The sequence below is a fragment of the Rappaport israeli genome (genome assembly GCF_001888055.1).
GTDB classification, from domain to species: Bacteria; Pseudomonadota; Gammaproteobacteria; order Cardiobacteriales; family Cardiobacteriaceae; genus Rappaport; species Rappaport israeli.
Genome location: NZ_LXHZ01000003.1, coordinates 91,194 through 105,464, shown reverse-complemented (window position 1 = coordinate 105,464; position 14,271 = coordinate 91,194). Strand labels below are relative to the sequence as shown.

The 14,271-nt window shown below is 47.2% G+C and carries 11 protein-coding genes and 5 pseudogenes; 8 read left to right on the top strand and 8 right to left on the bottom strand.

Features of this window, described 5'->3' with window-relative positions:
- Positions 1-164: 164 nt before the first annotated feature.
- From A5N84_RS00710 to A5N84_RS00675, 8 genes and pseudogenes are all read right to left on the bottom strand, one after another.
- Positions 165-944, bottom strand: a complete 780-nt coding sequence (locus A5N84_RS00710) for a class I SAM-dependent methyltransferase (protein WP_233119781.1) — start codon at positions 942-944, stop codon at positions 165-167.
- Positions 919-2,430, bottom strand: a pseudogene (purF, locus tag A5N84_RS00705) (amidophosphoribosyltransferase). Before purF ends, A5N84_RS00710 begins: the two are co-directional and overlap by 26 nt.
- An 84-nt stretch (positions 2,431-2,514) precedes the next feature.
- Complete coding sequence (hemG, locus tag A5N84_RS00700; protein ID WP_072280882.1) at positions 2,515-3,105, bottom strand: menaquinone-dependent protoporphyrinogen IX dehydrogenase; 591 nt, start codon at positions 3,103-3,105, stop codon at positions 2,515-2,517.
- 9 nt (positions 3,106-3,114) lie between these two features.
- Positions 3,115-3,858: an amino acid ABC transporter ATP-binding protein gene (locus A5N84_RS00695; RefSeq protein WP_072280881.1), complete on the bottom strand. Its 744-nt coding sequence runs from the start codon at positions 3,856-3,858 to the stop codon at positions 3,115-3,117.
- A 10-nt stretch (positions 3,859-3,868) separates the two neighbouring features.
- On the bottom strand, positions 3,869-4,585 hold the full coding sequence (locus tag A5N84_RS00690; protein WP_072280880.1) for an amino acid ABC transporter permease: 717 nt from the start codon (positions 4,583-4,585) through the stop codon (positions 3,869-3,871).
- 75 nt (positions 4,586-4,660) lie between these two features.
- A pseudogene (locus A5N84_RS00685) lies at positions 4,661-5,430 on the bottom strand (amino acid ABC transporter substrate-binding protein).
- A gap of 278 nt (positions 5,431-5,708) precedes the next feature.
- Complete coding sequence (locus tag A5N84_RS00680) at positions 5,709-6,890, bottom strand: amino acid aminotransferase (protein WP_072280879.1); 1,182 nt, start codon at positions 6,888-6,890, stop codon at positions 5,709-5,711.
- 30 nt (positions 6,891-6,920) lie between these two features.
- Positions 6,921-7,451 carry an RDD family protein gene (locus tag A5N84_RS00675; protein ID WP_233119779.1) on the bottom strand — a complete coding sequence of 177 codons (531 nt, stop codon included), beginning with the start codon at positions 7,449-7,451 and terminating at the stop codon, positions 6,921-6,923.
- A 101-nt stretch (positions 7,452-7,552) separates the two neighbouring features.
- Between A5N84_RS00675 and A5N84_RS12305 the strand changes: the two genes are divergently transcribed.
- The 8 genes and pseudogenes from A5N84_RS12305 (at position 7,553) to A5N84_RS13145 (ending at position 14,152) form a co-directional block, all read left to right on the top strand.
- Positions 7,553-8,827, top strand: coding sequence for a L,D-transpeptidase scaffold domain-containing protein (locus A5N84_RS12305; protein ID WP_072280877.1), 1,275 nt, complete (start codon positions 7,553-7,555; stop codon positions 8,825-8,827).
- Complete coding sequence (locus A5N84_RS12300; protein WP_072280876.1) at positions 8,757-9,302, top strand: L,D-transpeptidase family protein; 546 nt, start codon at positions 8,757-8,759, stop codon at positions 9,300-9,302. Before A5N84_RS12305 ends, A5N84_RS12300 begins: the two co-directional genes overlap by 71 nt.
- A 33-nt stretch (positions 9,303-9,335) precedes the next feature.
- Positions 9,336-9,862 (top strand): annotated as a pseudogene (fabA, locus tag A5N84_RS00660) (3-hydroxyacyl-[acyl-carrier-protein] dehydratase FabA).
- Positions 9,863-9,912: 50 nt separating this feature from the next.
- Positions 9,913-11,126, top strand: a pseudogene (gene fabB / locus A5N84_RS13150) (beta-ketoacyl-ACP synthase I).
- Positions 11,123-11,644 carry a hypothetical protein gene (locus A5N84_RS00650; RefSeq protein ID WP_072280875.1) on the top strand — a complete coding sequence of 174 codons (522 nt, stop codon included), beginning with the start codon at positions 11,123-11,125 and terminating at the stop codon, positions 11,642-11,644. The pseudogene fabB and the gene A5N84_RS00650 overlap by 4 nt, the downstream one beginning before the upstream one ends.
- Positions 11,645-11,656: 12 nt before the next feature.
- A pseudogene (locus A5N84_RS00645) lies at positions 11,657-12,324 on the top strand (epoxyqueuosine reductase QueH).
- Positions 12,325-12,409: 85 nt separating this feature from the next.
- Positions 12,410-13,816, top strand: coding sequence for a surface lipoprotein assembly modifier (locus A5N84_RS00640; protein WP_072280874.1), 1,407 nt, complete (start codon positions 12,410-12,412; stop codon positions 13,814-13,816).
- Between the two features lie 27 nt (positions 13,817-13,843).
- Positions 13,844-14,152: a Trp family transcriptional regulator gene (locus A5N84_RS13145; RefSeq protein ID WP_072280891.1), complete on the top strand. Its 309-nt coding sequence runs from the start codon at positions 13,844-13,846 to the stop codon at positions 14,150-14,152.
- The last annotated feature ends 119 nt before the right edge of the window (positions 14,153-14,271 follow it).

The following is a 14,271-nucleotide window of genomic DNA, read 5'->3' as shown; positions in this document are numbered from 1 at the left end:
TGCGGTGCGGTGCGGTGCGATGCTTGATGCTTGGTGGTTGATTTTCTCGGGGCGGTTTTGTTTTGGGCGTTTTGTGCTATCCGTCTTTGCGTTGATATAGTCTCTTAACTTCAAAATGAGATTATTCTAAGCGCTTCTCCTGACAAAATGTGTATCTCTAAGTCTCATTTTGAAGTTAAGGTACTATACACATCAAAGCGGGTATTGGGAGCATGGATTTGGTAGGTGGGGGCGTCTGGGCTTAGTAAGGGAGCGCCTTGGGGGCGTTTGACGATGGTGCGCTGTTGAGCTTTGGCGCGTGAGAGTTGGAGGAGGGTTTGTGCGTCTTGCTCTTCGCCGCCAAGGAGTTGATGAAGCGCTTGCATATCTTTTTTGACTTTGGCGTTTTTGCGTTTGTTGGGATACATGGGGTCTAGGTAGATGGCGCTATAGGCGCTGGTTGTTTGGGTTTGTAGGTGGTTTATGGCGTCTTGCGCCTCTAGGCTTAAGCGCTTTGCAATGGCGGCGATGCTGGGGGTGGATTGGGCGCGTTTGATGCCTTGACGTAAGAGGAGTTGTAGGTAGGGGTTGCGCTCAAAAAGGGTGAGATGAAAGCCTCTATAAGCTAAAAGCCAGCTGTCGCGCGCCCAGCCTGCGGTGGTGTCGGCTAGGTGCGGATGGGGGAGGTTTTTTAAGGCTTTGGGTAGCCATTCTGTGCCGCCTCGGTAGCGATAATAGGGGGCGGTAAAGTCGATGGTTAGGGGGCTATGGCGCTGTTGGTTGTCGCAGAGGTGATAATAGCCGTCGGCTGTGAGGGTGAGGTAGTAGGCATTGCTGGCTTGGTGTGGATGTTCGATGGGCTGGATGATGTGGGGGGATGGTAAATAGGCGGGTTGGTGATTATTGGGGTTGTAGAGTTCTATGAACATGCGGGGTGGGTTAATCGTTGGCGTTGTTGAGGTCAATGGCGGTGTTCATGGGGGTTAGGCGGGCGTTGCTTGTCAGTACGTTGTTTGAAATGTTGTTTTAAATAGGTTTCGTTAATATCGCCTGTAACGTAATGACCATCAAAAACAGAGGCATCAAATCCTGTAGGGAGGCTATGTTTGGTGTCTTGGACGGCTTCGAGTAGGTCGGTTAGGTGTTGATAAAAAATGCGGTCTGCACCAATGTGTTGGGCAATTTGCTGTTCATTTCGTTGGTAGGCAACAAGTTCTTCAAAGGTGGGCATGTCGATGCCATAAACATTGGGATAGCGCACGGGGGGGGCGGCAGAGGCGAAATAAACTTTTTTTGCCCCTGCATCACGCGCCATTTGGATGATTTGTGCGCTGGTTGTGCCTCTTACAATAGAATCATCTACTAATAAGACGTTTTTGTCGCGAAATTCTAGCGCAAGGGCGTTGAGCTTTTGGCGTACGGATTTTTCACGCAGACTTTGCCCTGGCATGATGAAGGTGCGCCCAATGTAGCGATTTTTCATAAATCCTTCGCGAAATTTAACGCCTAGGCGGTGGGCTAATTCTAAAGCGGAGCTGCGGCTGGTGTCGGGGATGGGTATGACGACGTCGATGTCGTGCTCTGGAAATTCGCGCAAGATGCGTTCGGCGAGTTTTTCGCCCATGCGTAGGCGCGCTTTATAAACATTAATGCCATCAATGGTGGAGTCTGGACGGGCAAAGTAGACGTATTCAAAAAGGCATGGGGTGTAGCTTGGGTTATCAGCGCATTGCTGGCTATAAATCTCTCCTTCTTTGGTGATAATTACCGCCTCTCCTGGGGCAATGTCGCGGATAATGCGAAAGCCTTGCGCTTGTAAGGCGACGCTTTCAGAGGCAATGAGATATTCTTTGCCTTTTGGCGTTTCGCGCTCTCCAAAGATTACGGGGCGGATGCCGTGTGTATCGCGAAAGGCAATCAGTCCATAATCACTAATCAAGGCAACAACAGCATAGGCGCCTTTAACGCGCTGGTGCGTTTGGCGCACTGCGGTAAATAAAACTTCAGGATTAGGGCGTAGTACTTGCTGGCGCTGGAGTTCATGGGCAAAAACATTGAGCAATACTTCAGAATCAGAACGGGTGTTGATGTGGCGCAGATCGCTCGCATAGATTTCTTTAATGAGTTCGTCGGCATTGGTGAGGTTGCCATTATGCGCCATGCAATGCCATAAGGAGAATTTACATAAAGAGGTTGCGCCTCAGCTGAGGAGGAAGTGCCTGCGGTTGGATAGCGCGCATGCCCAATGCCATAATGCCCAATAAGGCGCGTCATATGTTTTTCTTGAAAGACATCGCGCACCAGTCCGTTGGCTTTGTGCATAAAAAAGCGCCCATTCTCACAAGTAGCAATGCCTGCGGCATCTTGTCCACGGTGTTGGAGTATGGTTAGGGTGTCGTATAGAATTTGGTTTACATACCCTTGCCCTATCATACCTACAATTGCGCACATCTTTCGCTCCTTATGGTTGGTTGGTTTGCATTATATCAATAATCGTATGGTTGGCTTCTCTATAGTCGAAGAATTGAAAAAGTATTACGGACTTGGCTCGCCGCCTTGTACTACTTTTCCACTTCTCCAACTATATCGTTGCGTAAGCTGTGCGATTAGGCGCTGTGCAAAATGCTCAACTGCCTGCCAGTTAGTAAAAACTTTTATGGTGCTGAGGTTGGTAGGCCCGTGCGTGAGTTTCATGATAAGGCAAATCATAAGTTTGTTATACCAAGCATATTCTGGATAGGCGAGCCGTCCAGCAAATACGGCGTCTAACGTGGGTTTGATGGGGAGAGATTGATAAAATTTTTGTATATATGGATTGGTTTGTGGGGTGTTTTTTTCGGGCTTGCGCGCGGTTAGGTTAACCGAATAAAAAGCAAATAGGCGTTGCGTGAGGGTGTGTTGGTGCTGATCAATAAATGCGCTCACCGCGCGGTGATGTTTGCCATAACGAATGCTTGCGCCAAGGATAATGCCGTCAAATTCGCTAGGCGTTATGGTGTGCGCTGTTTCAATGGGCTGTTGGGTTATCTGCCAAGTAGGCTGTTGGGCGTTAATGTATGTGGCTAGGTGTTGGCTAATGGTGCGCGTATGCCCATTGGTGCTGGCGTATAAAAAAAGTAGTTTCATCGTTAATCTTTAATATTGAATTTGCTGTAAAAAACTTCTTACCCTTGGGTGGGTGGAATGCTCAAACAACTGCTTGGGCGAGCCTTGCTCCACCACCACGCCATCGTCCATTAGCACCACCACATCAGCCACTTCACGTGCAAAACCAATCTCATGCGTTACCACCACCATCGTCCAACCTTCAGCCGCCAGCTGTTTCATTGTCGCCAGTACGTCCGCCACCAATTCGGGGTCAAGAGCAGAGGTTGGCTCATCAAATAACAGCAGTTCAGGCTTGATTGCCAATGCTCGTGCAATGCCTACTCGCTGTTGTTGCCCCCCTGACAATTGATACGGATACAAATCCATCTTATCTGCAAGCCCCACCTTAGCAAGCAAGGCTTTGGCTTCACGCTCAATTTCATTGGCAGGGCGTTTTTGGGCGACAAGTGGGCCTAAAGTGAGATTTTGCAAGGCGGTTTTGTGGGGGAATAAGTTGTACGACTGAAACACCATTCCTGATTTTTTGTGTAGGGCTTGTAAAGTAGCTTTAGTTAATTTACCAGCAAAATCAACCGTCAAACTGCCATCATGAAAGTGAATATGACCGCTATCAGGCACTTCAAGCCCATTTAAACAGCGTAACAGCGTGGTTTTGCCAGAACCTGATGGCCCTAAAATCACCATCACTTGCCCTTTTTGTATGGTCAAATCAATACCTTTTAAAACCGCATTATCGCCAAAGCGTTTTTGAATGTGGCTTACTGTAATCATAACACTCCTTTTATTTGGCAATATGGCGGTCAAAGCGTGCTTCTAAGCGATTTTGTAGCAAGGTCAGCACAAAGCAAATCACCCAATAAATGAGTGCCGCCTCAATATACACCAGCATAAATTCATAAGTACGAGAAGCCACGATTTGAGCCTCTTTAAATAATTCGGTAACCAACACCAAAGACGCCAGCGATGTTTCTTTAACAAGGCTAATAAAAGTATTGGATAGCGGTGGGATAGCGACACGAAAGCCTTGAGGCAAAATCACGTGGCGAAAGGTCTGCATATAGCTTAAGCCCACGCTACTGCCCGCCTCCCATTGCCCCTTGGGAATGGATAAAATCGCCGCACGCACTGTCTCGGACGCATACGCCCCCACATTCAAAGAAAAAGCAATAATCGCTGTGGGAAACGGGTCAAGCGTAACCCCAAAGGCAGGCAAACCATAAAAAATAATAAACAACTGAACCAGCATTGGCGTACCACGAATGGCGGATACATAGCCCCGTGCCACACGATACAACAGCTTATGCCAAAGAGCGTGGCGTGGGGTAATTCGCACCATTGCCACCGCCAAGGCAATACAAAGCCCACAAATAAACGACACAATCGCAAGCGGTATGGAATACAACAAACCACCTTTCACCATTGGCAAAAAAGCGTCTGTCACAATCGCTGCTTTATCGGCAGTCATAAAAGGTAATTTTGCAAGTAAATCAACCAACATAACGCTCTCTTTCTAAACATTAAAAATCGCCACCTGCCAAATAATTCTGACAAGTGGCGAACGCTATTTTACCTGTTATTTTTGACTAATATCAGCACCAAAAAACTGTTCAGATAAGCGCGATAAAGTGCCATCAGCTTGCAACGCTTTAATCGCTTCACTCACTTTAGCCACCGCTTCTTCTTCACCTTTGCGAAAAATAATGCCTGCGCCTCTTTTTCACTGTCATCAGCTTGTAATTTAATCTCAAGCCCGTTATCAGGTTTGACTTTAAAATAATCCAAGATAGCCAAATTATCATTAATGGTTAAATCAGCGCGCCCCTGATTAATCAAAGCAAGCGCCTGCGCCAAACCTTCCACACCCACCAACTGCGCACCATATTTTTGCGCCATTTCGCCATAGTTACTGGTTAAAGATTGTGCTGATTTTTTGCCTTTAATCTCATCCCAGCTGGTTAAAGTAACCTTTTTCGGCGCAACCACTACCGCATTCGACCAGCTATAAGGCTCGGACTTATCATATTTAGCCTGACGTTCAGGCGTATTAAGGCTCACTTGATTGGCAACTGAATCAAAGCGCTTACTATCCAACCCCGCCAACATGCTATCCCACTGTGTTTCTTTAAATTCTACCGTTACGCCTAATTTTTTTGCCACCGCGCGCGCTACTTCTACATCATAGCCTGTTAATTTTCCCGTTTCATCGTGATAAGTAAATGGGGGATACGTCCCTTCTGTACCAATCGTCCATACCCCACCATTACTTAAACGCTCTGAAATATCACTATTTGCCGATGCCGACAATGCCACTGCTGACAATAAGACCAAGGCTGTTTTTTTCATATCTGCTCCTGTTAAATAACTCAAAGAAATAATCGAGGCACAGTATAAAATAAATTTAAGCGTTATTTATGCCGTTTTAGAATAAGACGAATTGTATTTTGCATAGCTTAAGAGCATAAAAAAACCCCGAACGAATCGGGGTAAATCATCATGAGGCAATGTGACAGATAACCTGCTATCTGACGTGGTTAATAGTAATCGTTCTCAATACATAAATCAAGACTAATTTTGTCTTATTTAGGTGATATTTAATAACACATTGTTTAAGTAACGATTATTTACTGCACTTTGGCAATAGATTGTGCCACATACGAAACCGCCGTCTCACTTTTTAGCCCAGCAAAATTAATCCGCCCAACGCCAACCATATACACGCCATAATCCTCGCGCAACGCCTGCACGCGCGCCTCTCCCAACGGCAACACACTAAACATCCCTTGTTGCTTGGTGATAAACGACCAATCCTTGCCATCTAGTTGATTGAGCGCCAAAGCCAATTGCTGGCGACGCATTTTGATATAGTCCGCCATCTTTGCCAGCTCATCACGCCACTGTTGAGAAAGAGCGGCATCAGTAAGAATTTCCCCTACAATTTCTGCGCCATGATTAGGAGGCATTGAAACCATCGCCCGACTAGAGGCTGCTAAATAACTTTGCACCAGTTCCGCTTCTTGCGCGCTTGGCGCAACTGTTAGCACAACCCCCGTACGCTCACGATACAATCCAAAGTTTTTCGAACACGACACCACCACCCATAAATAATCAACCACAGAGGCTAAATGGCGCACCCCATAGGCATCATCATCTAAATTCTGTCCAAAACCCAAATACGCCAAATCAACAATTGGCATCAATTGACGCTCTTTTAAAAGCGCTGCAATCTGTTGCCATTGTGCAGGAGATAAATCCGCCCCCGTTGGATTGTGGCAACAGCCATGCAATACCACAATATCCTTAGGCTTCGCCTGCGCCAAATCATCTAACAGCGCCTGCATCGCCACCGCGGCACTTTGCTCATCATAATAAGAATAAGATTGCGTTTTTAATCCAGCGGCTTGAAAAATCGCCTTATGGTTGCCCCAAGTTGGATTGGGCAGCCACACCGTCGCCTCTGGCGCAATCCGCCCCAACACATCCGCCACCAAGCGCAATCCCCCTGTTCCCGCGACACTTTGAATCGCCTGCACGCGCGTAGAATCCACCGCTTCTGCCAACACTAAATCCACCATAGCACGATTAAAGCGCAAATTACCTGCCAACCCGAGATATTTTTTACTCTCTTCTTGTTGCCAAACGCGCTCTTCAGCTTTTTTAACCGCGCGCATGATAGCAGTATGCCCGTTTTCATCTTGAAACACCCCAACGCCTACATCCACACGATTCTCGCGCACATCCGCATCAAACAACGCCCCCAAACGTAAAATTGGGTCATCAGGTAATTGTTTTAAACCAGAAAACATCTCAAACCTCCATAAAATAATCAATACAATTCAAGAATAAGGATTCTTATCTACCAAAAACAAACGTGATTTTGACAGTACATCATATAACGACCGTCCCTGTTTATCTATCAACGCCCACCAAAGCCCCAACCCCACAGGCAAACACGTTAACACCGCCAACCCCCAGCGCATCATTGCGCGCCCCACGCCCAGCATTTGTCCATTTTCATCCATAACCACCAACCGCCATGCGCGCATGCCCAACGTCTGCGCCTGCGACGTCCAAAAATAGACATAAAATAATAAAGGCGTTAGCAACATTTCCGCTTGAAGCACGTAGAACAATGGCGAACGTGGCGCAATCCGCTCCCCAGCATTCGCTGCCACCATCACAAACCCCACCACCATCAAACACGCCACCACCAACAACGCATCATATAAAAGCGCTGTTAACCGCCGCCAAAAAGGCGCACGCCTTGCATTAACCGCCAAACGTTGTTTTTCCATAAAACTCCCTGAATAACGCTCACACCAACACCAGTATGCCAGCTCCATCCTCCCCTGCCAATCCTCACCCATAATGCCTGTGGTTTTACTACCACAACCACCCTCTAGCTAGGCAACGCCTGCAAATACGCGTAAAATAGGGCATTTTTAAATTAAAATTTAAGGAAAAGCGTATGATAGCCCCTTCGCGTCGTTGCAAAATTACAACAATTCTTGCACTGGCGATGCTCAATCCCAACGCCAACGCCCAAGCATTAACCATCACCGTACAAACTGCGCTTGAGACCTTCGACCAATCACCGCCTGTTGTAAGCGACAACCTCGCTCCAGACGAAACCCTTGAAATGCTTGATGCACCGCCCGAAGATAGCCAAAACATCAATCCCACCATTCCCAGCATTGAACCGCTAAACGACAATCAGCGTGATGAGCTTATAAACGCCGTCAAAACCCCACCCAAACAAGCCAACTTACAGGGTCAAACCTACCGCCTAAATCGCCCCGAACTGGTGCAACAGTTCTACCAAACTCAGAACTATCCTTTTATTTGGAGCCTAGACAACCAACTACAACCACAAGCGCAAACCCTCCTAACCCTAATCCAGCAAAGCCAAGAAGATGGGCTCAATCCTGCCCATTACCACAGCCAAATTCTAAACAACCTTCCCTCCACCCTCACCCCTGAAGAGCGCCTAAACTACGAACTGCTTTTAACCGATGCTTACCTCACCCTTGCCGAACATCTCGCTAATGGCATTGTCGACCCCAAAAAAACCCATCGCGAGTGGAACGCAGTTAAAGTCAAACCGCTAGAGCTAATCGCCAATCTCAGCAACGCTCATCTCCATCAAGACCACCCCCAGCGCCTTGCCAGCTTTAATGCCAACAACGCCCGTTATCAAGCGCTCAAAAAACAATACAACCAACTTAAAAAACGCCTCACCCAAACCCCTGAAACCTCACTCCCTAATCTCACCTTAAAACTTGGCATGACCCACCCAGCCGTTGGACTACTGCGCCAGAAATTAGGGCTAGAGGGCAATAATCATTATTTTGACGCCGAACTCAAACAAAAATTACAACATTATCAACAGCATATAGGTATTGACCCCGACGGGATAGCAGGACCTGCCACCCGCGCGCTCCTCAACACAACCCGTCAAGACCTTATCAACCAACTAGCCATCAACCTCGAACGCCAACGCTGGCTGCCCCAAGACCTCGGCAATCCCTATGTTTTAGTCAACATCCCCAGTTATCAAGTTAATATGCTTGATAACAATCAAGTGATTTATCACACCAAGGCGGTAGTAGGACGCAAAACCCGCCCCACTCCTGCTTTTACTGACCGCATCCGCCACGTTGTTATGAGCCCACTTGGACAGTCCCCCTGGCATATTCAAGCACGACAAACTCCCCCAACTCCGCCAAAACGCCGCCGCCTTTGATGGCACTTATGAAGCAGTTGCCCCTAATGGCAAAACCCTTTCACCCTCAGCGGTTAACTGGCATACCAGCGACGCCACGCACTACACCCTACGCCAAAAACCAGGTAGACAAAACGCCCTTGGTCGCATAAAATTCCTCTTTCCCAACCCACACGCCATATATTTGCACGACACCCCCAATAAAGAACTATTTGACCGCGCCAACCGCGCTTATAGCTCTGGTTGCATACGTTTACAAGACCCCATGGATTTTGCTGATATACTTCTAAAAAATAGCCAGTGGACTCCTGAGAAAATCCGCGCCGCCGCCAACAAAAGCAAAGAAAGTTGGGTCAATCCCCCCAATGAAACGCCCATTTATTTAGTCTATTGGACAACATGGGCAGACACTCAAGGACAAATTAAATTCGCTCAAGATATTTATAATTTGGACAACAAACTACTTAAACAATACCAACAGGCTCTGAATTTATAACTCAACAACCGTTTATTTAACATTAGGATAGGCATGACAAACGCACTTACTCACAAACAAAGCTTCAGCAAAGACGAACTTTTACAATGCGCCCACGGCAACCTCTTTGGTGAAAACAACGCCCAATTACCCCTCCCCAATATGCTGATGGTCGATCGCATTGTTAATATCAACAACACTGGCGGCAACTACGGAAAAGGCGAAATTATCGCTGAACTCGACATCTCCCCTGATTTATGGTTTTTTGCTTGCCATTTCGAAGGAGACCCCGTCATGCCTGGCTGTTTAGGGTTAGATGCCATGTGGCAACTGGTTGGTTTTTTCCTTGGCTGGAGCGGCGGACAAGGACGCGGACGCGCCCTAGGTTGTGGTGAGGTTAAATTTAGCGGACAAGTTCTGCCCAGTAACAAAAAATCACCTATCACATCCATATGAAACGCATCATCATGCGCCAGCTTGTTCTAGGCATTGCAGATGCCACTATGGAAGTAGACGGTAAACCCATCTATGCGGGCAACAATCTACGGGTAGGGCTATTTACGCAAACCGAGAACTTTTAACTTCAAAGAAAGCATTTTTATTTTTCTTCTCAACTAAGGAGAACAACATCATGAGACGAGTGGTCGTAACTGGCATGGGTATCGTGTCAAGTTAGGTAACAACAAAACCGAGGTTTTAAACGCGCTTCAAACCCTAAAATCAGGTATCTCTTTTGCGCCAAGTTATCAGGAAAGAGGCTTGCGCTCACAAGTACACGGGGATATCAATATTGACCTAAAAGCACACATCGACCGCAAAAGTCTACGCTTTATGAGTAACGCTGCAGCATATTGTTATATCGCCATGCAAGAAGCCATTGAGCAAGCCAAACTCACTCCCGAACAAGTCTCTAGTCCGCGTGCAGGCATTGTTATTGGCACAGGAGGCGCTGCCCCTTCAGCACAAGTAGAAGCCGCTGACATCTTAAGAGAAAGTGGCGTTAAGCGCATTGGACCTTATGGCGTTACCAAAACCATGGCGTCAACCACCGCCGCCTGCTTAGCCGTTCCATTTCAAATCAAAGGCGTGAACTACTCCATGAGCTCCGCCTGCTCTACTAGCGCGCATTGTATTGGTCATGGTGCAGAACTCATCCAAATGGGCAAACAAGATATCGTCTTTGCAGGCGGTGGTGAAGATGTTGACTGGACGCTCACCATGCTCTTTGACGCCATGGGCGCCCTCTCTACACAATACAACGACCAACCCACCAAAGCCTCCCGCGCCTATGATAAAGCGCGTGATGGTTTTGTTATCTCAGGCGGAGGTAGCGTGCTTGTTTTAGAAGAATACGAACATGCTAAAGCGCGCGGGGCAACCATTCTTGCTGAAATCACGGGCTACGGCGCTACTTCTGATGGTTATGATATGGTTCAACCTTCAGGCGAAGGCGCGGTGCGGTGCATGCAAATGGCGCTCCAAACCCACACTGGCAATATTGACTACATCAATGCCCATGGCACCTCCACACCCGTAGGGGATACGCGCGAACTCAGTGCCATTGCCGAAGTCTTTCAAAATCAATCCATGCCCATGATAAGCTCCACCAAATCCCTTTCAGGGCATGCTCTTGGTGCGGCAGGCTCTAATGAAGTCATCTACTCATTATTAATGATGCTCAATGATTTTGCGGTTGCCTCTGTCAATATCGAAACGCTGGATGAGAATGCTCAAGGGCTAAACATCATTCAACAAAACATCCAAACGCCTTTACAAGCCATCATGTCTAATAGCTTTGGATTTGGCGGCACCAATGCCACATTGATTTTTAGCCGTCTTGCATGAAATTCTTAAGCTTTATCCTTAGCGCTTTGCTCATCACCACTGCTCATGCCCAAAACAGTGGTGAGCGAACCCCTGTGCGCCCCTTGCCTTTGCAAAACAGCCCTAAAACGCAAACCCCCTCCACTCACGAACCATCCGAAGAAGAGCCACAATTTGTCGGTCAACCCACACTCGTAACCGCTGAAACCCTTGATGCAAGCGAAACCGTCGTCATTGCCCGACGCATCTACCAATGCCGCAATGGTAATACATTTGTCTTTGCCGATGATGAAAATAAACATAAATATAACCATTGCCAAATTATCCGCGAACAGCAAACCGCACAAATTCCCAAAACCACCAACGAACCTGCCATTATTCCAGCAGATACCTGTAGCGGAATGATTAAATTTCGTGGCAACACCTATTTATTTGATGAAAATAAACCTTGCCCCATTCCTGCCGACTTCTTTGGCATGCTCACCCCTCTTGAAGCCAATAGCACCTACTACACCAACCCCGAATCAAATTCACAATAAAAAAGAGTTCCTATGCAAAATATCCAACCGCAACGCCAAATCCTCACACCGCCAGATGGACATAAAAAAGTCCTCCTCCACTCCTGCTGCGCGCCCTGCTCGGGCGAAGTCATGGAAGCCATGCTCGCCTCAGGCATCGACTACACCATATTTTTTACAATCCCAACATCCATCCACGCAAAGAATATCTCCTGCGCAAAGATGAGAACATCGCCTTTGCTGAAAAATTCAACGTCCCCTTTATCGATTGCGACTACGATACCGACAACTGGTTTGAGCGCGCCAAAGGCATGGAACACGAACCCGAAAGAGGCATTCGTTGCACCATGTGCTTTGATATGCGCTTTGAGCGCACCGCGCTCTACGCCCATGAACACGGTTTTCCCATCATAACCAGCTCTCTAGGCATCTCACGCTGGAAAAATATGCAACAAATCAACGAAAGTGGCGAACGCGCCGCCGCCCCTTATCCCGACGTTCAATATTGGACATACAACTGGCGCAAACAAGGCGGTTCACAACGCATGATTGAAATTAGCAAACGCGAACAATTTTATATGCAAGAATATTGTGGTTGCGTTTACTCCCTACGCGACACCAACCAACACCGCCTCTCTCAAGGACGCTCAAAAATTAAAATTGGCGTAAAATTTTATGGCAAAGACAACACCCAAAATTAACCCTCAATAACCCGCCACCTTCCCCTAAAAACCAAAAACGCATGATATAATCGCCCACCTTTACCTGCTAAAAAGGAATTATTCCATGCGTTTTTTCCTCCTCCTTACCGCCCTCGCTCCACTCACTGCACTTGCGCAAAACGCCCACAATCCTAACGAACCCACACCTCTGGAGCCTAAACAACCCCTAACTCAAGATGCCCTTTATCAAGACCCTAATTTAACCGCTCATCTTCTCGACCAAGCCATTGTTGATAACAACCTCGAAAACATCAGCGCCCTGCTAGATATCTATGAAAATAGCGCCAACGCCAACCAACAGCTTATCCGCTATGCCAAAGCCAACCTCGCGCAACAACAAAACCGCTTAAAAGACGCCATCGCCCTTTACCGCGAAATGCTTGCGCAAGAAAGCAACCTCCCCCCCGTACGCCTTAAACTTGCGCTAGCCCTAATCGCCGACCATCAAGACAGCGCCGCGCAAGACCAACTCCAACGCCTACACAGCGAACCCCTACCCGAAGACATCCAGCAACTTATCGAACAACAACTCACCAACCTACAAAAAAAACAACAATGGAACTTTGAATTTAGCGCCTATTATCAAAGCGATAACAATATTAACAACGCCCCCAGCGTGCAAAAAATCATCCTCAATACCAAAGAACAATGCGATCAAAAAATTAAAGAAGCCATCGCTCGGGGTGAATCAAACTACTTCTGCCCAACAGAACGCAGCTACCCCGCCCGCGAACAAGCCAAAGGCATTCATTATAATGTCAGCGCTGATAAAACCTTTACCCACGCCAACGGCTATTACAGCGCCATAAACGCCAGCATTGACGGCGACCAATGGGATAAAAGCAACTACAACAACCTAAACCTCACCCTTGGAACTAGCCTTGGCTGGCAAGATCTTAAACACAACCTGCGCATTAACCCCTTCATCAACCAACGCTTTTACGCCAATAAGCCCTACACCACCGCTCTCGGCGTCAATCTAAACGGACAATATTGGCTAACCCCCAACTGGCAACTCAATGCCAACGCCCTCTACAGCCACACCAAAAGCAATCAAAACAAAACCCATAGCAATCAATACTACCTTGGGAGCAACCTCCTTCATATCGCCAACGCCCAACGCTATTATTTTGCTGGCATTGGCGTTTATCATCATCATGCTGATAACAAATCCGACACCTACACCCGCCCGAGCCTAAATCTTGGTTGGGGACAAGAATGGACACAAGGACTATCCACCCGCCTCACCACCAGCCTAAGCAAACGCCAATATGCAGGCGCATTTCTTGTTGAACATAAACGCCAAGATTTAGAATACAGCGCCAGCTTAAGCCTTTGGAAACGCGACTGGCACCTATGGGGCATCACCCCAAAACTGACCTTAAATTGGAACAAAACCGACAGCAACCACTTCTACTACGACAACCGCCAAAGCACAAACGCCTATCTGGAATTTTCCAAAACCTTCTAACCTACAAAAGAATCATTATTATGACTTATCACACCCCCAAAACAACCCCCAGAACACTACCTCCTAACCCTCCTCCAGCAAACCACCGACCAAGAGCGCCTAGCTGCTATCCTAGGGGCGCTTTTAAGCCCCAAAGAACAACAAGAGCTTTACAAGCGCCTACAAATTTTTGCCCTTTTACAACAAGGCACAACCCAACGAGATATCAGCACCACGGTAGGCGTAAGCCTTGTTACCGTCTCTCGAGGCGCCAAAGCTACCAACAGCACAACATCAATCAGCTCCTACCCGATATCGGCGAAAAACTTTTTAATCCCCACCTCTAACATCATCTAAACAACCTATAGGTTGTTAAGTTTTATGCTTAATAAAAAATATTGCATTAATCTTACTGTTAAAGCAGATAAGAGCTTTTGTAAAAATAATTAAAAATCAAACCATTAACCAACAACACC